The 23,719-nt window shown below is 72.0% G+C and carries 22 protein-coding genes; 13 read left to right on the plus strand and 9 right to left on the minus strand.

What is annotated here, in order from left to right; all coding sequences use genetic code 11:
• Window positions 1-193: 193 nt before the first annotated feature.
• Window positions 194-988 carry an SDR family oxidoreductase gene (locus tag ACF07B_RS41230; RefSeq protein WP_392182752.1) on the plus strand — a complete coding sequence of 265 codons (795 nt, stop codon included), beginning with the start codon at window positions 194-196 and terminating at the stop codon, window positions 986-988.
• A gap of 87 nt (window positions 989-1,075) precedes the next feature.
• On the opposite strand, the gene ACF07B_RS41235 is transcribed toward ACF07B_RS41230, so the two are convergent.
• Window positions 1,076-1,312 (minus strand): hypothetical protein, encoded by a 237-nt coding sequence (locus tag ACF07B_RS41235; RefSeq protein ID WP_362403543.1) that lies wholly within the window; start codon window positions 1,310-1,312, stop codon window positions 1,076-1,078.
• A 252-nt stretch (window positions 1,313-1,564) separates the two neighbouring features.
• On the opposite strand from ACF07B_RS41235, the gene ACF07B_RS41240 reads away from it, so the two are divergent.
• Together ACF07B_RS41240 and ACF07B_RS41245 are read left to right on the plus strand one after the other, a co-directional pair.
• Window positions 1,565-2,584, plus strand: coding sequence for a PHP domain-containing protein (locus ACF07B_RS41240; RefSeq protein ID WP_392182717.1), 1,020 nt, complete (start codon window positions 1,565-1,567; stop codon window positions 2,582-2,584).
• Window positions 2,585-2,907: 323 nt separating this feature from the next.
• Window positions 2,908-3,867, plus strand: a complete 960-nt coding sequence (locus tag ACF07B_RS41245; RefSeq protein ID WP_392182718.1) for an SDR family NAD(P)-dependent oxidoreductase — start codon at window positions 2,908-2,910, stop codon at window positions 3,865-3,867.
• A gap of 20 nt (window positions 3,868-3,887) precedes the next feature.
• Here ACF07B_RS41245 and ACF07B_RS41250 read toward each other — a convergent pair whose 3' ends face one another.
• Window positions 3,888-5,210, minus strand: a complete 1,323-nt coding sequence (locus tag ACF07B_RS41250; RefSeq protein WP_392182719.1) for an ROK family protein — start codon at window positions 5,208-5,210, stop codon at window positions 3,888-3,890.
• Window positions 5,211-5,379: 169 nt separating this feature from the next.
• Here ACF07B_RS41250 and ACF07B_RS41255 point away from each other — a divergent pair, with 169 nt between their 5' ends.
• From ACF07B_RS41255 to ACF07B_RS41270, 4 genes are read left to right on the plus strand one after another with little or no spacing between them, the layout of a single operon-like run.
• Complete coding sequence (locus ACF07B_RS41255; RefSeq protein WP_369482006.1) at window positions 5,380-6,693, plus strand: sugar ABC transporter substrate-binding protein; 1,314 nt, start codon at window positions 5,380-5,382, stop codon at window positions 6,691-6,693.
• Window positions 6,694-6,707: 14 nt separating this feature from the next.
• Complete coding sequence (locus ACF07B_RS41260; protein WP_328673090.1) at window positions 6,708-7,709, plus strand: sugar ABC transporter permease; 1,002 nt, start codon at window positions 6,708-6,710, stop codon at window positions 7,707-7,709.
• Window positions 7,702-8,574, plus strand: a complete 873-nt coding sequence (locus ACF07B_RS41265) for a carbohydrate ABC transporter permease (protein WP_392182720.1) — start codon at window positions 7,702-7,704, stop codon at window positions 8,572-8,574. The genes ACF07B_RS41260 and ACF07B_RS41265 overlap by 8 nt, the downstream gene beginning before the upstream one ends.
• Window positions 8,575-8,621: 47 nt before the next feature.
• Window positions 8,622-9,980: a GH1 family beta-glucosidase gene (locus tag ACF07B_RS41270; protein WP_369482033.1), complete on the plus strand. Its 1,359-nt coding sequence runs from the start codon at window positions 8,622-8,624 to the stop codon at window positions 9,978-9,980.
• Between the two features lie 82 nt (window positions 9,981-10,062).
• On the opposite strand, the gene ACF07B_RS41275 is transcribed toward ACF07B_RS41270, so the two are convergent.
• Window positions 10,063-11,073 carry a phosphotransferase family protein gene (locus ACF07B_RS41275; protein ID WP_392182721.1) on the minus strand — a complete coding sequence of 337 codons (1,011 nt, stop codon included), beginning with the start codon at window positions 11,071-11,073 and terminating at the stop codon, window positions 10,063-10,065.
• Between the two features lie 164 nt (window positions 11,074-11,237).
• Between ACF07B_RS41275 and ACF07B_RS41280 the strand changes: the two genes are divergently transcribed.
• The gene (locus ACF07B_RS41280) at window positions 11,238-11,732 is read left to right on the plus strand and encodes an FBP domain-containing protein (RefSeq protein WP_392182722.1); all 495 of its coding nucleotides are present in this window, start codon (window positions 11,238-11,240) and stop codon (window positions 11,730-11,732) included.
• A 33-nt stretch (window positions 11,733-11,765) separates the two neighbouring features.
• Here the strand turns inward: ACF07B_RS41280 and ACF07B_RS41285 are convergent, their stop codons facing one another.
• Window positions 11,766-12,371, minus strand: a complete 606-nt coding sequence (locus ACF07B_RS41285; RefSeq protein WP_392182723.1) for a TIGR03086 family metal-binding protein — start codon at window positions 12,369-12,371, stop codon at window positions 11,766-11,768.
• Between the two features lie 118 nt (window positions 12,372-12,489).
• On the opposite strand from ACF07B_RS41285, the gene ACF07B_RS41290 reads away from it, so the two are divergent.
• The 3 genes from ACF07B_RS41290 (at window position 12,490) to ACF07B_RS41300 (ending at window position 16,294) form a co-directional block, all read left to right on the plus strand.
• A complete protein-coding gene (locus ACF07B_RS41290) occupies window positions 12,490-13,743 on the plus strand; it encodes an aromatic acid exporter family protein (protein WP_369482011.1) in 1,254 nt (417 codons plus the stop codon).
• 85 nt (window positions 13,744-13,828) lie between these two features.
• The gene (locus ACF07B_RS41295; RefSeq protein ID WP_392182724.1) at window positions 13,829-14,899 is read left to right on the plus strand and encodes a hypothetical protein; all 1,071 of its coding nucleotides are present in this window, start codon (window positions 13,829-13,831) and stop codon (window positions 14,897-14,899) included.
• A 111-nt stretch (window positions 14,900-15,010) separates the two neighbouring features.
• The gene (locus ACF07B_RS41300; RefSeq protein WP_392182725.1) at window positions 15,011-16,294 is read left to right on the plus strand and encodes a lactonase family protein; all 1,284 of its coding nucleotides are present in this window, start codon (window positions 15,011-15,013) and stop codon (window positions 16,292-16,294) included.
• Here ACF07B_RS41300 and ACF07B_RS41305 read toward each other — a convergent pair.
• Together ACF07B_RS41305 and ACF07B_RS41310 are read right to left on the minus strand one after the other, a co-directional pair.
• Complete coding sequence (locus tag ACF07B_RS41305) at window positions 16,262-16,987, minus strand: DUF2470 domain-containing protein (protein ID WP_392182726.1); 726 nt, start codon at window positions 16,985-16,987, stop codon at window positions 16,262-16,264. The genes ACF07B_RS41300 and ACF07B_RS41305 overlap by 33 nt on opposite strands.
• A gap of 135 nt (window positions 16,988-17,122) precedes the next feature.
• Window positions 17,123-17,731 (minus strand): TetR/AcrR family transcriptional regulator, encoded by a 609-nt coding sequence (locus ACF07B_RS41310; protein ID WP_369482015.1) that lies wholly within the window; start codon window positions 17,729-17,731, stop codon window positions 17,123-17,125.
• A gap of 108 nt (window positions 17,732-17,839) precedes the next feature.
• Here ACF07B_RS41310 and ACF07B_RS41315 point away from each other — a divergent pair, with 108 nt between their 5' ends.
• Both ACF07B_RS41315 and ACF07B_RS41320 read left to right on the plus strand, forming a co-directional pair.
• Window positions 17,840-19,318: a cytochrome P450 gene (locus ACF07B_RS41315; protein WP_392182727.1), complete on the plus strand. Its 1,479-nt coding sequence runs from the start codon at window positions 17,840-17,842 to the stop codon at window positions 19,316-19,318.
• 205 nt (window positions 19,319-19,523) lie between these two features.
• Window positions 19,524-20,504, plus strand: a complete 981-nt coding sequence (locus tag ACF07B_RS41320) for an SDR family oxidoreductase (RefSeq protein ID WP_392182728.1) — start codon at window positions 19,524-19,526, stop codon at window positions 20,502-20,504.
• Between the two features lie 3 nt (window positions 20,505-20,507).
• Here the strand turns inward: ACF07B_RS41320 and sigJ are convergent, their stop codons facing one another.
• Genes sigJ through ACF07B_RS41335 form a run of 3 tightly spaced genes read right to left on the minus strand, consistent with a single transcriptional unit; the run spans window position 20,508 to window position 23,655 of the window.
• Entirely contained in the window at window positions 20,508-21,413 is a 906-nt protein-coding gene (gene sigJ, locus ACF07B_RS41325) for an RNA polymerase sigma factor SigJ (protein ID WP_392182729.1), read from the minus strand.
• A gap of 50 nt (window positions 21,414-21,463) precedes the next feature.
• The gene (locus ACF07B_RS41330; protein WP_392182730.1) at window positions 21,464-22,297 is read right to left on the minus strand and encodes an enoyl-CoA hydratase/isomerase family protein; all 834 of its coding nucleotides are present in this window, start codon (window positions 22,295-22,297) and stop codon (window positions 21,464-21,466) included.
• Between the two features lie 56 nt (window positions 22,298-22,353).
• Window positions 22,354-23,655, minus strand: a complete 1,302-nt coding sequence (locus ACF07B_RS41335; RefSeq protein ID WP_392182731.1) for an alpha/beta fold hydrolase — start codon at window positions 23,653-23,655, stop codon at window positions 22,354-22,356.
• Between the last annotated feature and the right edge of the window lie 64 nt (window positions 23,656-23,719).

Below are 23,719 nucleotides of genomic sequence, written 5' to 3' on the forward strand. Positions count from 1 at the left end.
CCAGGCCCGGCCGAGCCCGTGCTGGGCCGTTGGAGGGGCATCGCTGCCCGAATGGGCGGGTGGGGCCACCCGTCGGCCCGCGTACACGCCGAGGGCCGAGGAGTGTTGTGGGTCGGTGCCGAAGTTCGGCGGGCGACAGGAGACGGCAGTGACCTCAGGCGTGGACATCAAGAGGCAGCTCGCGGGGCTGCCGTTGCTGCGGGGCCAGAAGGCCCTGGTGACCGGGGCGAACTCCGGCATCGGACTGGCGACGGCGGTCGCGCTCGGCCGGGCGGGCGCCGACGTCGTCGTCAACTACGTCGCCGGACAGGAGGCCGCGGAGGACGTGGTCCGGACGATCCAGGGCTTCGGCGTGCGGGCGTTCGCGCACGAGGCGGACGTGTCCGACGAGGGTCAGGTCGTCGGCATGTTCGCGCGCATGCTGGAGGAGTTCGGCACGATCGACGTCCTGGTGGCCAACGCCGGACTGCAACGGGACGCGCCGGTGACGGAGATGACCATCGAACAGTGGCACAAGGTCATCGACGTGAACCTCACCGGCCAGTTCCTGTGTGCCAGGGAGGCCACGAAGGAGTTCCTGCGGCGCGGTGTCGTGCCGGAGGTCTCCCGCTCCGCCGGAAAGATCGTCTGCATGAGTTCCGTGCACCAGATCATCCCGTGGTCCGGTCACCTGAACTACGCCGCGTCCAAGGGCGGCGTCCTCATGCTCATGCAGACGCTGGCCCAGGAGCTCGGCCCGCGCGGAGTCCGGGTCAACGCCGTCGCGCCCGGCGCCATCAAGACCCCGATCAACCGCAGCGCCTGGGAGACCCCAGAGGCCGAGGCGGACCTGCTCAGGCTGATCCCCTACCGACGGGTCGGCGAGCCCGAGGACATCGCCGCCGCCGTGACGGTCCTGGCCTCGGACCTCATGGACTACGTGGTCGGCACGACCCTGTTCGTCGACGGCGGGATGACCCTCTTCCCCGGCTTCGCCACCGGCGGCTGATCACACCGTGGCGGACCGCGTGACCCCGCGCCGGGCCGGAGCCCGGCGCGGCACCGCGCCACGACGGGGTTCCGGGCCCGAACCGGGTCAGCCGGGATGCCAGGTGAGTTTGTCGCCGCCCACCCAGCGGACGACGTCGGGATCGTCCAGATCGTGGACCGTGATGCCGTACGCCGCCGCGTACTCCAGGACGTCCGTGATCGCCTTCGCCTCGCCCACCATCTCGCCGTCGATCTCCATGATCCGGAACGGCGGCGTGCCCGGCTGCACCCCGAGCACCATGATCCGTGGGTGGGAGATGTGGGGGCTCGCGCTTTCGGTCATGACCAGATCGTAAAGCGATTCCCGGTGTCCCCGCCGGTCAGCGGCAAAGCGTCAGAAGCGTGCCGCCCGTGCCGCCCGGCAGGGGCGCGGCAGCGTCCATCGAGGCGTTCGCCCGGCCGGGTGACGTGGCCGCCCCGCACCTCCGAACCCGGCGGCACTTGCGCACCGGACGTCCGCCGTGCGGTCCGCCGACGACTGGGCAACGCTGGGGAGAGCGTGCGGCGGCCGTCGCGACCGCAGGGAGGAGTGCCGATGGACCCCGTCGAGGCCCTGGACCGGATCGCGTTCCTGCTGGAGCGGAGTCTGGCGCCCACCTATCGCGTACGGGCCTTTCGTACCGCGGGGAGCCTGCTCGCGGGGCTGCCGGCCGACGAGGTCCGCGAGCGCGCGGCGACCGGGACGCTGGAATCGCTCAAGGGCATCGGCCCGAAGACCGCGCAGGTGGTGCGGGAGGCGCTGGCCGGCCAGGTGCCCGGCTATCTGGAGAAGGTGGAGCGGGAGAACGCCGGGCCGCTCACCGAAGGCGGTGAGGGTCTGCGGGAACTGCTGCGCGGGGACTGCCATCTGCACTCCGACTGGTCGGACGGCGGCAGCCCGATCGAGGAGATGGGGCGCACCGCCGCACGGCTCGGCCACGCGTGGGCGGTGCTCACCGACCACTCGCCCCGGCTGACCGTGGCGAACGGCCTGTCGCCGGAGCGGCTGCGCGAGCAACTGGCGGTCGTCGCCGACCTGAACGAACGCTGGGCGCCCTTCCGGCTGCTCACCGGCATCGAGTGCGACATCCTCGACGACGGATCGCTCGACCAGGAGCCGGAGTTGCTGGAGCTGCTGGACGTGGTGGTCGTGTCCGTGCACTCCAAGCTGCGTATGGAGGCGGGGCCGATGACCCGTCGTATGGTCGCCGCCGTGCGCAATCCGCACGCGGACATCCTCGGCCACTGCACGGGCCGGCTGATCTCGGGCCGTGGCCGCCCCGAGTCCGCGTTCGACGCGGAAGCCGTCTTCGCGGCCTGCGCGGAGACCGGCACGGCCGTCGAGATCAACAGCCGTCCGGAGCGTCTCGACCCGCCGCGCCGGCTGCTGCGCCAGGCGGTCGAGGCGGGTGTCCTGTTCTCCCTGGACACCGACGCGCACGCTCCCGGACAGCTGGACTGGCAGATCTACGGGTGCGCGCGGGCCGAGGAGTGCGGGGTGCCGCCGGAGCGGGTCGTCACCACCTGGGCGCTGGAGGACCTGCTCACCTGGGCCCGGACCCGCGAGACTCCGTGACACACGTCACCGCTGACGGCCCCGTTCCGGGGAACACCCATAGATAGTTACCCGTTGAACAAACCGAGGGCGCGGAGGGGACGGTGTCCCCGGGTCTCCTCCCGGTGCCCCCGGGGCTCGCACAACAACCCCTGGGGACGATCGTCCGGCTGAAGCCCTGCGGAGCGTTCGCCGCGTGGCGACCGCCATCGGCGCCCCCACAGACGACCCCGACCGAGATTCCCCCGTCCGGTCGGGGTCTTTCCTTTGCCGCGGCGGGTCGTTCGCCGCCGCGGCCGTGTCCGCTTGACTTCGAGTCCGCTCGAATTCGTAGCGTGCGAGGCATGAGCACTGCACAGCACAAGATCGGTTCGGGATTCGGTGCCCGGAGCACCGCGGACGACGTCCTGCGGGGCATCGACCTCTCCGGCAAGCTCGCGGTCGTCACGGGCGGCTACTCGGGCCTCGGCCTGGAGACGACCCGGGCGCTGGCCGAGGCGGGCGCCCGCGTCGTGGTCCCCGCGCGTCGCCCGGCGACCGCGCGCGAGGCGCTGGCGGACATCGACGGCGCCGAGACCGACGAACTGGATCTCGGCGACCTGGAGAGCGTGCGCGCCTTCGCCGAGCGGTTCCTGGCCTCGGGCCGTGTCATCGACATGGTCATCGACAGCGCCGGCATCATGGCCTGCCCGGAGACCCGGGTCGGCCCCGGCTGGGAGGCCCAGTTCGCGACCAATCACCTCGGTCACTTCGCGCTGGTCAACCGGCTGTGGCCGGCGATCGCGCCGGGCGGCGCGCGGGTCGTGTCCGTGTCCTCCGCGGGCCACCACTACTCCGGTATCCGCTGGGACGACGTGCACTGGCGGACCGGCTACGACAAGTGGGAGGCGTACGGGCAGGCGAAGACGGCGAACGTCCTGTTCGCCGTGGAACTCGACCGCCGTGGAGGGGACTTCGGCGTCCGAGCCTTCTCGCTGCACCCGGGCGGCATCCTCACCCCGCTCCAACGGCACCTGCCCAGGCAGGAGATGGTCGAGCGGGGCTGGATCGACGAGAACGGCACGCCGCTGAACCCGGAGGGCTTCAAGACACCCCGGCAGGGAGCGGCCACCCAGGTGTGGGCCGCGACCTCACCGCAACTGGCCGACCTGGGCGGGGTGTACTGCGAGGACTGCGACATCGCCGAGCCCGCTCCGGCGGGCGGCACCCGGACCGGTGTGAGCGCCCACGCGACCGACCCCGAACAGGCCGCCCGGCTGTGGGAGTTGTCGGCCGAGCTGACGGGGGTGAACGCCTTCGGGTGAGCCGCGCGGGCGCCGGAGGATCAGTGGGGTGCCCGTTCCTCCAGGGCCGTGCGCCAGGCGGGGGACGGTCCGGTCGGCGCGGGTTCCTCGCGCCGGCCGCCACGGGCGAAGAAGTCGGCCAGCGGGAGGATCGCGGCGCCGACCGTGACGGCGTCGGGGCCGAGGCGCCCGAGGTCCACGGTGACGTGCTGGGCGGGATAGCGCAGGGCGTACGACGAGGCGTAGCGGCGGACGGCGGGCAGGAAGCGGGAGCCGAGCTGGAGGCCGGCCCAGCCGCCGATGAGGATGCGTTCGGGCTGGAAGAGGTTGATCAGGTCGGAGAGGCCGGCGCCCAGGTACTCGGCGGTCTCCTCCAGGACGGCGAGGGCGATCCGGTCGGGCTCGGTGCCCTCGGGCGGGTAGGCGGCGGCGAGCATCGCGGTGAGCGCCGTCTCCTCGTCCGTGCCCTGCGGGGGCCGCCCGCCCTCCTCGCGCCAGCGGTCCAGAAGCGCTTCGGCGCCCGCGTACGCCTCCAGGCAGCCGAGGGCGCCGCAGCGGCAGCGGCGGCCCCTGACCCGCACGGTCAGATGCCCCCACTCGACGGACCGGCCGTTCTCGACGTCCTCGGTGACGAGAGAGGCGCCGACGCCGGAGCCGAAGAGCACGACCACCGCGTTGCGGGCGCCGCGTCCGGCGCCGAACCACATCTCGGCCTGCCCCAGGGTGCGGGCGCCGTTGTCCGCGAAGTACGGGACGGTGTCGGGGAGTTCGCAGGCGGAGCGGAGCAGGGACTCCAGCGGGACGGCGTCCCAGCCGATGGTCTGGCCGTGTACGACCGCGCCGAGTTCGGGGGTGCGGGCGACGATGCCGGGCACCCCTATGCCGACGCCCAGGAGCTGTTCGGGGGCGACGTCCGCCTCGGCGAGGACCTCGGCGATGCCGTCGCGGATGTGGCCCACGATGACGTCGACGTCGTACTCCCGGCGCGGGAGCGGGTGGTCGGTCTCGTATCCCTGGCGCTCCAACGGCCTTTCCGCGCGGGCGAGTTCGGTGAGAGTCAGGTCGAACAACTCGATACGGACCCGGGTCTCACCGACGTCGACACCGATCATGTGGCCACTGCCGGGCACGACACGCAGCAGGGTGCGGGGCCGGCCGCCGTCGGAGTCGACGCTTCCGGCCTCCTCGACGAGGCCGTCGGCGACGAGTTCGGCGACCACGTTGCTGATGGAACCGGAACTCAGCCCCGTCGCCGGACCGAGTTCGTAGCGGCTCATCGGCCCGTCGAAATACAACCGTTGTAGTACGGCGGTGCGATTGCCCCGCCGCAGGTCACGCACTGTCCGCCCGTTCCGCCCCGCCATGTGATGTCCCTTCCGGCCTGCCCGAACTGCAAGATACCCCTGCGCGATCCCTTGACGCGACTTTCTTCCGGGTCTTAACTCACGTCCTAAATTAAGCCATGAGGATCGTTCGGGAAGTGAACACGGGCGCTCCTCATGCGCTCCCTCCGGGAAAGGGACAGAAGCAGCCATGCGCAGAATCCGAGCCGCGGCCGCCGGTGCGGTCACCATCACCCTGCTGACCGCCGCGACCGCCTGTGGCGGCGGCTCGTCGAGCGGCGGGTCCAACGCCTCGCCGAAGACGCTCACGTACTGGGCGTCCAACCAGGGTGCCAGCATCGAGATCGACAAGAAGGTGCTCGCGCCCGAACTCAAGAAGTTCGAGAAGCAGACCGGCATCAAGGTGAAGCTGGAGGTCGTGCCCTGGTCCGACCTGCTGAACCGCATCCTCACCGCCACCACGTCGGGCCAGGGCCCGGACGTCCTCAACATAGGCAACACCTGGAGCGCCTCGCTCCAGGCCACCGGCGCGCTGCTGCCCTGGGACGCGAAGAACTTCGCCAAGATCGGCGGCAAGGACCGCTTCGTCGACTCCGCGCTCGGCTCGACGGGCGCCGAGGGCAAGGACCCCGCCGCGGTGCCGCTGTACTCGATGGCGTACGCGCTCTACTACAACAAGCAGATGTTCGCCGACGCCGGGATCGCCAACCCGCCGGCCACCTGGGACGAGCTGGTCGCCGACGGCAAGAAGCTCTCCAAGGGCGGCAAGTGGGGCATCGGCGCGGAGGGCTCGAACGCCTCGGAGAACATCCACCACGCCTTCGTCTTCGCCAAGCAGCACGGCGCCGACTTCTTCACCGCCGACGGCAAGGCCGACTTCACCAACGACGGGGTCGTCGCCGCGGTCAAGCAGTACGTCGACCTGATGGCGAAGGACAAGATCATCGCCCCGGGCAACGCCGAGTACGCGCAGAACCAGTCGGTGAGCGACTTCGCCAAGGGCAAGAACGCCATGCTGCTGTGGCAGTCCGCGGCCGCCAACCTCAAGTCGCAGGGCATGAGCGAGGACGCGTACGGCATCGCCCCGGTGCCCGTGCAGTCCGGCACCCCGGGAACGGGCGCGAACGTCAACTCGATGGTCGCGGGCATCAACCTCGCGGTGTTCAAGAACACCAAGAACCTCGACGGCTCCGCGAAGTTCGTGAAGTTCCTGACCAGCGACGCCGAGCAGAAGATCCTCAACGGCGCCTACAGCTCCATCCCGCCGGTCAAGACCGCCCAGACGGACACCGCGTTCACCTCCCCCTCGAACGCGGTTCTCAAGGACACCCTGGCCAAGAGTGCCGCCGCCCTTCCGCAGGTCGCCGACGAGTCCCAGTTCGAGACCGCGGTCGGTACGGCCGTCAAGGGCCTGTTCGCGGACGCCGCCGCCGGTCGCGCGGTGACCACCGCGTCGGTGAAGGCGGCGCTCGAGAAGGCCCAGCAGCAGATGCCGAAGAAGTGAGTGCGGACACCGTCATGACCACCACGACCGCCGCTTCCGCCGAACCCGGCGAGCGGACGGTGCGCAAGAGCTCCCCCGGTGCGGCGCGCGGCCCGCGCCGCACCGGGCGGATCAAGCGCATCGGACTCCCCTACCTGCTGCTTCTGCCCGCGCTGGTCCTCGAACTCCTGGTCCACCTGGTGCCGATGGTGATCGGCATCGTGATGAGCTTCAAGGAGCTCACCCAGTTCTACATCCGTGACTGGGGCACGGCGCCCTGGGCCGGCTTCGACAACTACTCGGTGTCGGTGCACTTCGACGAACCCGTCGGCGAGGCACTGCTGCACTCGTTCTTCGTCACCATCGCCTTCACGCTGCTCTCGGTCGGCCTGTGCTGGCTGATCGGCACGGCGGCCGCGATCTACATGCAGGACACCTTCCGGGGGCGCGGCATCCTGCGGGCCCTGTTCCTGGTGCCCTACGCGCTGCCCGTGTACGCGGCCGTGATCACCTGGGTGTTCATGTTCCAGCACGACAACGGCCTGGTGAACCACGTCCTGCACGACCAGCTCCACCTCACCGACAAGCCCTCGTTCTGGCTGATCGGCGACAACAGCTTCTACGCCCTGCTCACCGTGTCCGTGTGGAAGGGCTGGCCGTTCGCCTTCCTGATCGTCATGGCGGGCCTGCAGAACATCCCGGGCGAGCTGTACGAGGCCGCCGCCCTCGACGGCGCCGGTCTGTGGCAGCAGCTTCGCCGCATCACCCTGCCGTCGCTGCGGCCGGTCAACCAGGTCCTGGTGCTGGTGCTGTTCCTGTGGACGTTCAACGACTTCAACACGCCGTTCGTCCTGTTCGGCAAGACGGCCCCGGAGGCGGCGGACCTCATCTCGGTCCACATCTACCAGGCGTCCTTCGTGACATGGAACTTCGGCACCGGCTCGGCGATGTCCGTACTGCTGCTGCTCTTCCTGCTCGTCGTGACGGGCGTCTACCTCCTGCTGACCTCCCGGGGAAGGAAGACGGCCGATGTCTAGCACCTCCACCACCCCCCGCTCGCCGATGGCTCCCCCGCGGTCCTTCCTGTGGTCCCGGCGGATCTTCCTGACCCTGCTCACCGGCTTCGTCCTGGTGCCCGTCTACGTGATGGTCTCCAGTTCGCTGAAGCCGCTCGCGGACGTCTCGGGGAAGTTCCGCTGGGTGCCGAGCGGACTGACGCTGCGGCCGTACATCGACATCTGGTCGACGGTGCCGCTGGCGAAGTACTTCGCGAACTCGCTGATCGTGGCCGGGGCGGCCACGGCCTGCTCGGCCGTGATCGCCGTCTTCTCCGCCTACGCCGTCAGCCGCTACAGCTTCCGCGGCAAGCGCGTGTTCACGGTCACCGTGCTGTCCACCCAGATGTTCCCCGGCATCCTCTTCCTGCTGCCGCTGTTCCTGATCTACGTGAACATCGGCAACGCCACCGGGATCGCGCTGTTCGGCTCGCGCGGCGGTCTGATCCTCACGTATCTGACCTTCTCGCTGCCGTTCTCGATCTGGATGCTGATCGGGTACTTCGACTCGGTGCCCCGCGATCTCGACGAGGCGGCGCTGGTGGACGGCTGCGGGCCGCTCGGGGCGCTCTTCAGGGTCGTCGTTCCCGCGGCGATCCCCGGCATCGTCGCGGTGGCCGTCTACGCCTTCATGACCGCCTGGGGCGAGGTGCTGTTCGCGTCGGTGATGACCAACGACGACACCCGCACACTCGCCGTCGGCCTCCAGGGCTACTCCACGCTCAACGACGTGTACTGGAACCAGATCATGGCCGCCTCGCTGGTCGTCAGCGTCCCGGTGGTGGCCGGCTTCCTGCTGCTCCAGCGCTATCTCGTCGCCGGTCTCACGGCGGGAGCCGTCAAGTGACCGTACCCGCCGAGGACATCGACACCATTGACGACGAAGGGACTTCAGTGACCATCGACCTTGCCGCCCTCCCCGAGGACTTCTTGTGGGGCACGGCCACGTCGGCCTACCAGATCGAGGGTGCCGTCGCCGAGGACGGCCGCTCCGCCTCCATCTGGGACACGTTCTCGCACACCCCCGGCAAGATCGACAACGGCGACGACGGGGACGTCGCCTGCGATCACTACCACCGCTGGCGCGAGGACATCGGCCTCATGCGCGGGCTCGGCACCAACGCCTACCGGCTGTCCGTCGCCTGGCCCCGCGTGATGCCGGGCGGGGACGGCCCGGTCAACGCCAAAGGGCTCGACTACTACGACGCGCTGATCGACGGCCTGCTGGAGGCGGGCATCACGCCCTCGGTCACGCTCTACCACTGGGACCTGCCGCAGGTGCTCCAGGACCGGGGCGGCTGGCCCGCCCGGGACACCGCGCACCACCTCGCCGCCTACGCGTCGGCCGTCGCGGAGCGGCTCGGCGACCGCGTCCAGCACTGGACCACCCTCAACGAGCCGCTGTGCTCGGCCTGGATCGGCCACCTGGAGGGGCGGATGGCCCCGGGCCTGACCGACCTCACGGCCGCCGTCCGCGCCTCGTACCACCTCCTGCTCGGTCACGGGCTCGCCACGCAGGCGATCCGCGCGGCCGTGCCCGGCGCGCAGATCGGCATCGTCAACAACCTGGGCAGCATCGAGTCCGCCACCGACCGCCCGGAGGACATCGCGGCGGCGAAGCGGCAGGACGGGCACACCAACCGCTGGTGGCTCGACCCGGTGCACGGCCGCGGCTTCCCCGCCGACATGGTCGAGGTGTACGGGGTCGAACTCCCGGAGGTCGCCGGTGACTTGGAGACGATGGCCGCGCCGCTGGACTGGCTGGGACTGAACTACTACTTCCCGTCCAGCGTGGTCGACGACCCGACCGGTCCTGCCCCGTACGCCCGCCAGGTCCGCCGGCCCGGTGTGCCCGTCACGGGCATGGACTGGGAGGTCGGGGCCGCCGGTATCGAGAGCCTGCTGCTGCGCCTGACGAACGAGTACGGCGCCCGCAAGCTGTACGTCACGGAGAACGGCTCCGCCTATCCCGACGTCGTGCGCCCCGACGGTACCGTCGACGACCCGGAGCGCACCGCGTACCTCGAAGAGCACCTGGCGGCCTGCGCCTCGGCGGCCCGCAAGGGCGTTCCGCTGGCCGGCTACTTCGCCTGGTCGCTGCTGGACAACTTCGAGTGGGCGTACGGCTACGACAAGCGGTTCGGACTGGTGCACGTCGACTACAAGACGCAGGTGCGGACGGTGAAGGGCAGCGGTCACCGCTACGCGGAGATCGTCCGCGAGCACCGCGGGGGCGCGAGCAAGGCGGCCTGAGCCCGCGCGGCCGCCGAGGCGCGGCCGCTCCTGGGCCTGGCGTCCGGGCCCGCGTCCCGCCGCGTGATCCGAACGGCGGGGCCTAGGAACCGTGATCGGCCGGGGTGTCCGTGCCCCGGCCGATCTCGTCGAGGGCGGCCGTGAGCTGGGGTGCCACCGTGGCGCGCACCCAGGCGACCCGTTCGTCGCCGGACGCGCGGGGGACGGTCTCGATGAGCATGATCAGATAGAGGTAGCTGCGGTACAGGGCCAGGCGCTGCCGGGTGGCTCCATCGAACGCGACCACTCCGCCGCCCTCTTGATAGCCCGTCAGGAAGTCGGTGTCCTGGCGGATGTTCCCGAGCAGGGCCAGGGAGACGAAGTCGGCGAGCGGATCGCCCCAGAACATGCGCTCGCCGTCGATCAGACCGCCGATGCGCGGGCCCGCCTCCGCCCGCTCGACCAGGATGTTCCCCCGCCACAGGTCGAAGTGGACGAGCCGGGGGACGGTGACCTCGTCCAGGGCGTCGAAGGCGGTCCGCGCGGTACGGGCCACCTCGCCCACGGGGCGGGGCAGCCAGGCGCCGTAGCCGCGGGCGTCGTCCAGGAGCGCTTCGTACATCCCGGTGAAGGCGGTCCGCCAGTCGGGGGCGAGCGGGCCGAGTGCGCCGGACGGGTAGCCGAAGCCCGGGCCGGTGACCCGGTGCAGCCGGGCCACCAGCCGGCCCAACTCCCGGCGCAGCGTCCGGCGTTCACCGTCGGCAAGGTCCGCCCAGGGCTCGCCGGGGCAGTGCGTCATCAGCAGGTGACCGTCGCGGCACCCGCCCACCGGCGAGGGCGCCGGTACCCCGACGGTGGCGGCCTGTACGTAGAACTCCGCCTCGGAGACCAGGAGTTGCCGTTCATAGGCCAGCGTGGGGACGGTCCGGGGCGGCGGGACCTTCAGCACGTAGCGGCTGCCGTCGGCGAGCCTCAGCTCCTCGACGGTGTTGTACGTGCCACCCGACAGGGCCCGGCGGCCGACGAGGCTCCCGGGCGGCAGCCCGGCCTCCCTGAGGGCCCGCCCGGCCCGCTCCCACCCGTCCGTGCCGACTCCCGCGTCCCCCTCGCCCATGGGCCCACTCTGTCAGGTGGGCCCGTGGATCGGCAGCCGTCGCGCGGTGAAGCCCGGTCGTTCCCGAAATCCATTGGATCCCTTCCGAAGGGCTAGGTACCTTCGGTTAAAACCTAGTGCCCCTAGGTTTGACCGAAGGCACCCGAGCGAGCCAGGAGAACCCCATGCGACCACTGACCGAACAGGCCGTCCGCGACTCGTTCGTCAACTGTTCCCGGGGGGAGACCGAACGGCTCGCGATGCCTCGCGATCTCGCCGAACGCCCCTGGGACGACCTGGACTTCCTGGGCTGGCGCGATCCCGGAGCTCCCGGCCGGAGCTATCTCGTCGCCGAACGGGAAGGGGAGCCCGTAGGCGTCGCCCTGCGCCTCCCCTCCTCCCGGCGCGGGTTTTCGCATCGCAGCATGTGCTCGCTGTGCCTGACCACGCACCCGGGAGACGGGGTCTCGCTGATGACGGCCCGTAAGGCGGGCGCGGCGGGCCGCGAGGGCAACTCCGCCGGCATCTACATCTGCGCCGACCTCGCCTGTTCCCTCTACATCCGGGGGAAGAAGGCCCTCCTGGCGGGCAGCCGCTTCGAGGAGACCCTCACGACGGAACAGCAGATCGCCCGAACGGCCGGCCATCTGTCCGCCTTCCTGGCGAAGCTGCGCGACTGAACCGCGGGCGGCCGCTCCGGGCGCCGGTGCTTTTCAGGCCCCGGCCGGCGTCCAGTGCGGGTCCCGGCCCAGGAAGGCGAGCAGCGCCTCGGCCCGGCCGGCGTCCGCCGGGACCTCGCGTGCGGCGGCGAACACGCCGAACGCGTCGCGCAGATGGCCGGCCAGCCGGTCCGCCGCGAGCCGGATGCCGCCGGCCAGGGCGTCGTCGAGGGGGGACGCCTGGCCGGTCGCCACGGCGATGTCCCAGGCGTGCACGCCCGCGTCCATGGCGGCCGCGGCGGCCGCGACACGGAACGGCAGCGGCCCGAGCGGCGTCGCCACCTCCTCCGCGTCGGCGGACAGCCCCGCGTAGACGTCGGCGACGCCCATGAGGACCTTGTCGAGCGCCGCCGTCGCATCGGCCTCCAGGGTGTCCCGCGGGTGGAAGGCGTCCGCCTCGGGCCACCCGGTACCGGTGACCGCCGCGCCGTACGCCTGCTGGTCGAGCCGCGCGTGGTCGAACACCTGGGCCACCGTCCACTCGCCGCACGGCGTCGGCGCCGGCCAGGCGCTCCGCGGCACACCGGCGACCACGGAGCGCAGCCGGTCGTGCGACAGTGTCAGCAGTTCGATGCCCTCGACGTCGCCCATTGCGCTCATTCGGTGCCTCCTGATGCGGTCCGACCCGGCTGATGCCTTCAATCTAGGAGGCCTTGCGGACAGATACGGTCCGCGATCGACACGTTCGGTACTCGTGTTAAACGGGAAGGCCCCAAGGATGTACGAGGCACGTGGTGAATGGACGGCATCCGTCGCGAAGATCGTGGAGCGGCGCCGGGAGCCGGTGGTCGTCCAGACACTTCGTTCGACGGCCGCCGCGACGATCGCGTACGTGGTGGCCATCCACCTCAGTCCCGAGCCCGCGCCGCTGACCGCGCCGCTGACCGCGCTGCTGGTCGTGCAGGTCACCCTGTACTCGACGATCACCACCGCGATCCGGCGGGTGAACTCCGTCGTGGTGGGCGTCGTCATCGCCATCGGCTTCAGCAGCCTGGTGGGCCTGACCTGGTGGAGTCTGGGGCTGATCATCCTCGCCTCGCTGGCGGTGGGACATCTGGTCCGGGTCAGCGAGTTCGTGCCCGAGGTGGCGATCAGCGCCATGCTGGTCCTCGGTGTCACCCGGGTGGGCGACACCGCGTGGGCCCGCGTGCTGGAGACACTGATCGGGGCGGTGGTGGGTCTCGCCTGCAACCTCGTGCTCGCGCCCCCCGTGTGGGTGGGCGTGGCCGGTGAGCAGATCGAGGACCTGGCACGCCGGATGCGGCAGCTCATGCTGCGGGTCGGCGAGGGCGCCGTCGCGCACACTCCCTTCCATGTGGCGGCCGAGCGGCTGCACGAGGCCCGCCGGCTCGACAACGACATCGCCGTGGTGGACGCGGCCCTGCGGCAGGCCGAGGACAGTCTGAAGCTCAACCCGCGCGTGCGCGAGGGGCTGCTGCACCGGGTCGTGCTGCGGACCGGTCTGGACACCCTGGAGATCTGCACGGTGGTCCTGCGGGTCATCGCCCGCAGCCTCACCGACCTGGCCAAGGAGCGCGAACCCCGGCCCCTGTTCGAACCGCAGGCCGGGGCCGTCCTGCGGGAGCTGCTGTCCGAGGTCGCCGACGCGATCGTCAGTTTCGCGGTGCTGGTGACCAGCGACGTCACCCGGAACGCCGCGTCCGCCGAGGAGCGGCTCACCGCGGAACTCGCCACCGCCGCCGCCACCCGCGACAAACTGGCCCAGCTGTTCCTCGACGAGGTCCGGCGCGACGCGAGCCAGTGGCAGCTTCACGGCTCGGTCCTGACCGAGGTCACCCGCATCCTCGACGAGCTGGACACCGAGCATCGCACCCGCCGCCTGTTCGAGGAGCTGGACCGCTGCACCCGCGAGCAGCGTGAGCGCAGGCCGCGGCTGACCCGGCTGCGGCGCCGGCTGCGCCTGCCGCGCCGGAAGCGGAACCGTTCCCCCGCCTCCGGGCGTTCTAGGTGAGGAGTTCCGTGAGAGGAAGCCGCACGAAGCCGGGGAGGTGAACCGCCCGGCGTCGGCGGCGGCGAGAGAACCAGGGGGCGGGCGGATGACCGAGGACACCGTGCGGATCGACGGGAACGCACTGCGGCTGCCGGGTGGGGTGCAGGTGCGGTTCATACGGACGCTGCGCCTGCCCGAGTCGGGCACGCACGCGTTGCCGCCGGGGCTCGGCGAGTTCCCCGTCCGGCGCGTCGAGGACTACGGGGACCGGGTGCCCGCCGAGTGGCGGGCGCGCGGTGGCGTGATGCTGCCGGTGTATCTGCGCGAGGCCATGTGGCTGAGTTTCGCCGGGACGGCGGAGCCGGCGGCGTTGCAGGTGGGCGTCGGCAAGGTGTGCGCCGTGTCCGGCGAACCGTGGACCTCCCGGCTCGCCCGTGATCCGCAGAACTATGTCGTCCTCCCCCGGCAGCCGTGGCTCGACGGGATCAACTCCGGCAAGGGGACGGTCCGCCAGTTCGTGGCCGTGCCGCTGGGGCTGGGCGCGACGGTCGAGGGCCAGGTCACCGGCGAGGAGGTCTGGGGCGGTGTCCAGCTCCAGTCGTTCCCGCTGGAGGCCGGGGAGCTGGCGGCGTGGCGGGAGGCGGAGCGCCGCAAGGCGGAGGAGCGGCTGCGGATGCCTCCGATGCCTCCCTCGGTCGGCGCGTACGGCGGCGCCATGCCGATGATGGCCGCGCCGCCCGCGCCGGGCGCCGCTCCCGGAGCCGCGCGTCCCGGGGGTGCCCCGCGTGCGCGCAGTGCCCCGGCGATGGGTCTCGGTGTCGGCGGTTCGATGCGTCAGGAGGTCTACCGCGACGACCGTCCGTCGAAGGCCTGGGCGAAGGAGCCGGCCGGACGCGTGTTCGTCCACCTCGTGACGCCTCCGGAGTGGCGCCGCATCACCGGCGAGGCGCCGCCGCCGTCCCCGGTGGACCGCGCGGCGTACACCCGCGCGGGGCTTCCCTGGTACGACTACTACGACCAGGACGCCGCCGATCTGGCGCCTGCGGACGAGCTCGGTTCGGTGCAGCCGGTCGGCGACTGGCTGGGCGACGACCACGAGCCCTGGCAGCAGCCCTCGCCCCATCAGGTGCACCCGCTCGGCAAGCCGGGCAAGCCCGTGGAGGACGGCGACTGGTAGGTCGCCCGCGTTGCGCAGGATGCAACGCGGGGGACCGTTTTTGCACGTCCGGGGTGTCGCACGCCAAGGTGGCCGTCCCAGCCGAGGCAACCGACACCCCGAGGTGCAGGCATGAGCAGTGGTGCACGGCCGTCGCGCGGCACGGACGGCGACTGGACCAGACGGCGTTTCGTCGGCGCGCTGGCGGGGGCCGCCTGCGCGATGGCGGCGGTCCCGGCATGCGCGACGCCCCGGGCGGCCCCGGAGCCCGCCGAGAAGACGCCGCTCCCGAAGGCGACGGCGACCGGTCCCTCCGGTTCGGCGGCCGGTCCCTCCGGTTCCGCGTCGGCGGCCGCGCCGGTACCCGTGTCCCCGGCCCCCTCCTCCGGTCCGCGTCCGCTGTTCCTGGGCACGTACACCTCGGGCGAGGGCGGCGGGAAGGGGATCGGTCTCGCCACGTACGACGCGGCGACCGGCGCGGTCACCGGCGGCGGTGTGGTGACGGGCGTCGACAACCCGTCCTTCCTCGCGGCGCATCCGGACGGCCTGACGCTCTACGCGGTGGACGAGCAGACGCCGGGCGCGGTGACGGCCGTGGGTCTCCCGGGGAACGAGGTGCTCAACAGCCGCTCCACCGGCGGCTCGGGCCCCTGTCATCTGTCGGTGCATCCGAGCGGCCGCTGGCTGCTGAGCGCGAACTACGCCTCGGGCAGCGTCGCGGTGCATCCCATCGAGGCGTCCGGCGCGCTCGGCGAGCGCACCGATCTGGCCAGACACACGTCCCCGGCTCCCGGTCCCGGCCAACAGGGCCCGCACGCGCACCAGTTCATCACGACTCCGGACGGCGGGCACCTGCTCGCCGTCGACCTGGGCACCGACACGGTGTACAGCTACCGTCTCGACGACACCCGGGGCACGCTCACCGAGGTCTCCCGGGCGCGGACGAGGCCGGGCGCGGGGCCGCGCCATCTCACGTTCCACCCCGGCGGCGGGTACGCCTATCTCGCCAACGAGGCCGACAACACGGTGACGGTCTGCGGCTACGACCCCGCGGCCGGCCGCCTCTCGGTGGGTGAACCCCAGTCCACGGGCACGGGAAGCGGGACGAGTTACCCGGCCCAGCTCCTGGTGACGCCGAACGGCTCGTTCGCGTTCCTCGCCAACCGGGGCCACAACAGCCTGACGCGGTACGCGATCGAGGCGGACGGCGCCCGGCTGCGGCTGCTGGACACGGTGCCCGTGGACGGCGACTTCCCGCGTCACATCGCGTTCTCGCCGGACGGACGGCTGCTGTTCGCGGCGAACCAGCGGTCGAGCACGGTCACGGTGTTCCGGGTCGACCAGGAGAGCGGTGAACTCCGGCGCGCGGGCGAGCCGTTCGCCTCACCCCTCGCGGTCTGTGCGCTGCCGTTGTAGGGGACGGGGGCAGGAGGCGAGGCTCGCCTGGGTGAGCAGGACGTGCATGCGCTCCGTGAGCTGGGAGACGTCGTCGGCGGGTGCGTGGAACGGCAGGCGCACATCGCCGTTCCCGCGCGCGCGTTCGACGCGCAGGGTGAGTCCGTGGCGGTCGACCGCGAGGGGCTGGACGCGCACGGCGCCCTGCAGACTGTCCGGTTCGACGAGCCGGGTCAGCCGCTCGACGGCGTCCGGGTGGGCGTCGGCGAGATGGCTGAGGAGCTGGGCCTCGGCGAGGGCCAGCGGGTCGGGCCGGGCCTCGGCCAGTTCGTCCAGGTCGATCACCACCGTCCCGCCGGGCCGGCGCAGCACGGCCCGGGTGGTGCGGAAGGAGAGCTGTCCGTCCTCGGGGACGAACCAGCCGGCGAGCCAGAGCCGGGCCCGGACCCGGTTCCGTACGGGAACCGGTGCGACATCGGCGAACTCCAGGACGGCGGAGGGTTCTCCGCGCGGGGAGCAGATGGCCGCGGCGAGCAGCGTGCTGTCCTCGGGCACCCGCAGGAGCACCCGGCCGTCCGCGGTGACGGAGTGCGAGCCGAAGAACTCCTCCCGGCCGCCCTCGGCGCTCACGGCGCAGGACCAGGCCGCGGCGAGCACCGAACGGGCGTGCTCCGCCGCGGCGGGCGCGGCCGTCCAGGTGTCACGGTCACCCATCAGCTTCCTCCTTAGGTAAGGCTTGCCTAACCTATCGAAGATCGGGGTGTACGCCAACCACGCCTCCCCGGCCGATCGCCCGGCCGTGGATCCACCCGCCGGAAAAGGAGTCGCGGTCACGGGGCGGACCGGCCCTCAGGGAGTGATCGCCCCGAGCAGTGCCCGCGCGCACAGATCCCGCACCTGCCCACGCGTCAGATCCGCGCCCCGGAGCCATTCGAGGCACACGGCCGTGGTGAAGGCCAGCCACCCGCGGACGGCGATCCGCAGTTCGGGCCGGTCCTCGCAGGACCGGCCGAGTTCGGGATCCGCGGCGAGGGCCGAGAGGATCTGCGTCTCCTGCGCGGCCAGCGCCTGCTGGTAGACCCTGCGCACCGCCTGGTCACCGGCCGCGTCGGCACGGTGGAAGGCACGGAACCCGTGCGCGTGCTCCTCCACGTACCCGAGGAAGGTGTCCAGACCCGCGCCGAGCTGCTCACGCACCGGGACACCGGGCACCGCCGCGGTCATCCGCAGCATCCGCCCGCTCTCACGCTCGACCACGGCGGCGAAGAAGTCCCGCTTCGTCGGGAAGTAGTGGTACAGGAGTCCGCGCGAGACTCCGGCGATCTCGGCGACCTGCTCGATCCAGACGTCGTCGTACGGGCTCTCCGAGAACAGCCGGGCTCCCACCGACAGCAACTGCTCCCGGCGCTCCGCGGTACTGAGCCGGCGGCGCCCGCGCTCCCCCTGCTTCCCCGTCATGCCCGCACCTTACTTGACGCCGGTTCAACAACGGGATCAGACTGAACACCGCTATTGAACTCGCGTACAACAGACTCAACCGGCCCGAGTCACAAGGGAGATGGCGTGATGGCGGAGACGAAGGAGACGGCGCGGCCCGGGGGGTTCCGCAGCGCGGAACTGGGCTGGCCGGAACTGCACCGCATCCCGCACCCGCCGCGCCGCGTCCCCCTGCTCGGCGATGTGCTCGGCGCCGGCGTCCGTTCCCCGCTCCAGGACTCCATGAAGTTCGGGAAGCGGCTCGGACCGATCTTCCGGCGCCGGGCCTTCCGCAACGAGATCGTCTTCGTCTGGGGCGCGGATCTCGCCGCCGAACTGGCCGACGAGGCGCGGTTCGCGAAACACGTGGGCCTGGGAGTCGCCAACCTCCGTCCGGTCGCCGGGGACGGACTGTTCACCGCCTACAACCACGAGCCCAACTGGCAGCTCGCGCACGACGTCCTCGCCCCCGGCTTCAGCCGCGAGGCCATGGAGGGCTACCACCCGATGATGCTGGCCGTGACCGAGCGGCTGACGGACCACTGGGACCGGGAGCAGGCCGCGGGCCGCGCGGTGGACGTGCCCGGTGACATGACGAAGCTGACCCTGGAGACGATCGCCAGGACCGGCTTCGGCCATGACTTCGCCTCCTTCGAGCGCTCCCGCCCGCACCCCTTCGTGAACGCGATGGTGGGCACGCTGACCTACGCGCAGCGCCTCAACGTCGTCCCGGTCCCACTGGCACCGCTTCTGCTGCGGGGCGCCTCCCGGCGCAACGCGGCCGACATGGCCTACCTGAATCACACGGTCGACGCCGTGGTGGCCTCCCGCCGGGCCGGCGGCGACGGCGACCTGCTCGACCGCATGCTGGAGACGGCGCACCCCGAGACCGGGGAGCGGCTCACCCCCGAGAACATCCGCCGCCAGGTCATCACCTTCCTGATCGCCGGCCACGAGACCACCTCGGGCGCCCTGTCCTTCGCCCTGCACTACCTCTCCCGGCACCCGGAGGCGGCCGCCCGTGCTCGGGCCGAGGTCGACCGCGTCTGGGGCGGCACGGACCGGCCGGGCTACGAGCAGGTCGCCAGACTCCGCTACGTCCGCCGGGTCCTCGACGAGTCGCTGCGCCTGTGGCCGACGGCCCCGGCGTTCGCGCGCGAGGCCCGGGACGACACCCTGCTCGGCGGTGTCCACCCGATGCGGCGGGGGGCGTGGGCGCTGGTCCTGACGGCGATGCTGCACCGCGACCCGCGGGTGTGGGGCGCCGACGCGGAGAAGTTCGACCCGGACCGCTTCGACGCGAAGGCGGTACGGGCCCGGCCCGCACACACCTTCAAGCCGTTCGGCACCGGGGCGCGCGCCTGTATCGGCCGCCAGTTCGCGCTGCACGAGGCGACGCTGGTCCTCGGACTGCTGCTGCGCCGCTACGACCTGCGCCCCGACCCCGGTTACCGGCTGCGGGTGGCCGAGCGGCTGACCCTGATGCCGGAGGGACTGCGCCTGCACCTCGAACGGCGCGCGCCGGTGGTGCCGGGGCGGGCGGCGAGCCTGGCCCGCACGGCCGAGTAGGGCCCGCTCCCGTCAGGGCCTCGTCAAGGTACCGGAGCGGCGCGTGGAGGCGGAAGGGGCGCTGCCGTACGCGTGCGTGACCTCCGGCCCAGTCAGCCCGGACGTGCCCTGAACCGGGGCGACTTGACGTCCTCGACTCCTCGCCGGGTGTTCCTCGTCCTCCCCGTCCGGATGTTCCGCGGCGGCACCGGGTATCGAGACCGCCATGGACTCCACAGCGCTCCCCGGCCTCCCCGCCCCTCCCCCGCTGGGCGCGAGCGCCCTGCCCGCCGGGACGTACGACGGCTCGCTGGTGCTGGTGACCGGTGGCGGCACCGGACTCGGGAGGGCGATCGCGGCGGAGTTCGCCCGGCTGGGCGCCGATCTTCTGATCGTCAGCCGTCGCGAGCGGCATCTGGGGCCCGCCCGCGCGGAGTTGGCGAAGCTGGGCACCCGGGTCAGGTCCGCGGTCTGTGACATCCGGGATCCGAAGCGCGTCTCCGAGGTGTTCGACGCAAGCGCGCTGCCCGACGTCCTGGTCAACAACGCGGCCGCCAACTTCCCCGTCCCCACGGAGGACATGTCCCCCAACGCCTGGCAGGCGGTCGTCGACATCACCCTCACGGGAACGTTTCTGATGACCCGTGAGTTCGGGCGGCGGCATCTGGCGGCGGGCACGCCGGGGTCGGTCATCGACGTCAGCGCGTCCTACGCCTGGACCGGCGGCCCCGGTTTCGCGCACAGCGCGGCCGCCAAGGCCGGCGTGGAGAGCCTGGTGCGGACCCTGGCCGTCGAGTGGGGACCGTACGGCATCCAGGTCAACGGTCTGGTACCCGGGCTGATGCCGCACGAGGACATGACGGAGGACATCCGCGGCAACCTGGCCCGGGCCGCGGCCGGCACGGCCACGGCGGCCGGCGGGAACAGCGGAGAGGGCGGGGAAGGACCGGCCGGGGACGCGAGAACCGGCGGCCCCGGCGAGGACGACGCGGAGCGGGAAGCGCTCGGCCGGCGGCAGCCGGCCCTGCGGGTCGGCACACCCCGTGAACTCGGCTGGGCCGCCACCTTCCTCGCGTCCCCCTACGCCCGCTTCATCACCGGTCACACCCTGGTGGTCGACGGCGCCAACTGGCAGCGAAGGGATCTGGTCGCCCCGCCGGTCACGCCGGTGCGGGACCAGCTGGGGCGTGGTCCCTTCACCGGCTGACCGTCATTCCCCCGGCTTGTCCCCACCGAGATCGAGACGGGCGAGGCGTTCGGGGTCGGCCAGGATGTACATCGCGACGATCCTGCCGTCGGCGACGGTGACACCCATGACCGACTGCGGCCGGCCGTCCACGATCGAGACGACACCCGCCTCTCCGTTGACCTGGACGAGCCGCGAACTCGCCGCGAACCGGCGGAAGGCCAGCGCCTGCCGTGCCACCGCCTCGGCGCCCCGCACCAGCTTGGACACGGTCACACCGCCGACCAGCGCGCCCGCGTCGGCGCGCAACACGACATCGGGATCGAGGACGGCGAGGAGCGCCTCGAAGTCCCCGCCGCGCGACGCCGCGAGGAAGGCGTCCAGGGCCTCCCGCTGCCGGATGACGTTCCGCTCGGGCTCGGGAGCGGCTCCCTTGACGCGACGGCGCGCCCTGCTGGCGAGCTGACGCGTGGCGGCCGGGTTCCGGCCCACGACGGGCGCGATGTCGTCGAAGGGCACCGCGAACATGTCGTGCAGCACGAACGCGAGCCGCTCGGCGGGCTCCAGGGTCTCCAGGACGACGAGGAGGGCGAGCCCGACGGAGTCGGCCAGCAGCACCTCCTGTTCGGGGTCGATCCGGTCCGGGGTGCTGACGACCGGGTCGGGGACGAAGGTGCCGGAGGGTTCGAGCGGGTCCTCGCGGCGCGCGGCGCGGGAACGCAGCATGTCCAGGCACACCCGGCCGATCACGGTGGTCAGCCAGCCGCCCAGGTTCCTGATCTCGTCCGCTTCGGTGCGGCCGAGCTTCAGCCACGTCTCCTGGACGGCGTCCTCCGCCTCGCTCAGCGATCCCAGCATCCGGTAGGCCACCGCCCGCAGCCGGCCCCGGTGCTCCTCGAACCTGTCCGCGAGAAGTTCACTGTCGTGCATCGGTCCCCCTGCCTCGTCGTACGCAACAGGGTCCGATCAAAACACGTGGGTCACTTTCCCTCGAAGCGGGGCGCGCGGCGGGCGCCCTTGGCCGCGTATCCCTCTCCCGCGTCGTCGGAGGTGAGGGTGAGCGCGGCCGACAGGGCGGTCCGGTCGAGAGCGGCGGTCAGCGGGGCCTCGGCGTAGGCGTCGATGTCGCGCTTGACGCCCTGCACCGCGAGCGGCGCGTTCGCCGCGATCTCCGCGGCGACGGCTCGGGCCGTCTCGTCCAACGCCGCTTCCTCGGTGACGAGTTGGACGAGGTGCAGGCGTTCGGCCGTCGTCGCGTCCAGCCGTCTCCCGGTCAGGGCGAGGAACTTCGCCCAGCCCGCGCCCGCCTCGCGGGCGATCCGCAGATCCCCGCCGGCGTCCACGGCGAGCCCCAACTGCGCCTCGGGCAGGGCGAACACGGCGTCGCGGGAGGCGATCCTGATGTCCGCCATCAGCGCGAGCTCGAACCCGAAGCCGAGGCAGTAGCCCTGGACGGCCGCGACAACGGGCTGCGGCAGCCGCGCGAAGGCCGCGAAGCGTTCATGGGCCCAGCGGATGCCCTCGTAGTAGGCGTGGGCGCGCTCGGCACCCGAGCGGCCGGTGATCGCGCCGCCCGGGGCGCTCACGTCGATCCCCGCGCAGAAGGCACGCCCCTCGGCCCGCAGGAGCACCGCCCTGACCGACGGGTCGAAGCGGATCCGCTCGGCGGCCAGGCCGAGCTGGCGCGTGGACTCCCAGCTCCACGCGTTGAGTTTCGCCGGTCTGCACAGGGTGAGGACGCCGATCCCGTCCTCGACGTCGAGGCGGAGGCGTTCCTCGCCCACCGGGATGTCCGTACGGGTGGTGTCGATCATCCTTACCCCCTCAGAATTCTGACGGTTCGTCAGAATCCTAGAGGAGGTCGGGCGGCTCAGACCTCGTCGCGCGTGAGCGCCAGCAGCCGGTCCAGGACGCGCGGGCCGCCGGCCCGTACTCCGTCGTGCTCGAACTCGTCGGTCACCCAGGTGCGCAGACCCCGGACGGCGCGGGCGGTGCGCAGGGAGTGGCCGGCGTCGACGTACATGTCGTCGTGGTAGACCGCCGCGGCGACCGGCACCTCGTTCGCGGCGAGGCGGGCCGGGTCGTACAGCGGCGCCCAGTCGGTGCGGGCGGCCAGTTCCTCGGCGGTGTCGCGCAGCGGGCGCAGCGCGGGGTCGTTCTCGAACATCCAGGGGTGGATGGACTCACCCGTGAACAGCAGCGGCCCGTCGTCCGCGAGGGTCTTGGCCGCGTCGAACTGGGGGAACTCGGCGCGCACCCGCTCGGCGGACCAGGCGGTGGGGCGGTCGCCCTGGGCGTAGCAGGCCTCGTGGACGAGCGCGTACAGGGGGTGGCCCGCGTACGACAGAAGCGCCTGGGCCTCCTCCTGGAAGGCGTCGGAGAGGGCGGGGCCCTGCGGGGTGCGGACGAAGGCGTCCTCCAGGAGGTAGTGCAGGCGGTGGCTGCCGTCGCTGCCGCCGAGGAGGATGCCGAGCGACTGGAAGGCCTCGACGGTCAGGCGGTAGCCGCCGCTCAGCACCGGCTCGTGCTGGAGCAGGTGCTCCGCGATCCGGCGGGCGCGCTCGACGTCCTGCGGGTAGCGCGCGTAGTGCGCGGCGACCTTGCGCTCGATGCGCGGGTAGGCGGCGCGGTAGACGTCGTCCGCGTGCCCGTCGAGGGAGGGCAGGCCGCCGGTGATCACGGCCGCGCTCAGGCCCTCGGGGGCGCTGGAGAGGTAGCGCACGGTGCAGAAGCCGCCGAAGCTCTGCCCGAGGACCGTCCAGGGCGCTCCGCCGGTGAGTGAGGGCCGGATGGCCTCGCAGTCGCGGACGATGGAGTCGGCGCGGAAGAGCGCGAGGTGGTCGGCCTGCTCGCGGGGGCCGCCGCGCAGTGGCAGCGTCTGCCGGTTGGCGGGCGTGGAGTGTCCGGTGCCGCGCTGGTCGAGCAGCAGGACACGGAAGTCCTTCAGGGCCCGGTCGAGCCAGGCCTGACGGCCGACGAAACGATTCGCCCCGAAGCCGGGGCCGCCCTGGAGGTAGACCATCCACGGCAGATTCTGGTGCGCCTTGTCGCTCGCCACGACCTCGCGGGCGAACAGTTCGATGGTCTCGCCCGCCGGTCGGTCGTGGTCGAGCGGCACGGTGAAGCGGTGGTCGGTGAGGACGACACCGGGCTGGCGGTAGCTGACGGTCAACAGGTCTCCCGAGACGTACGGATTCCAGGCTGCGTCCCAGTTGAGCACATGTCGCCCGGGCTCC

The organism is Streptomyces sp. NPDC015532 (assembly GCF_043078065.1).
Classification (GTDB): Bacteria; Actinomycetota; Actinomycetes; order Streptomycetales; family Streptomycetaceae; genus Streptomyces.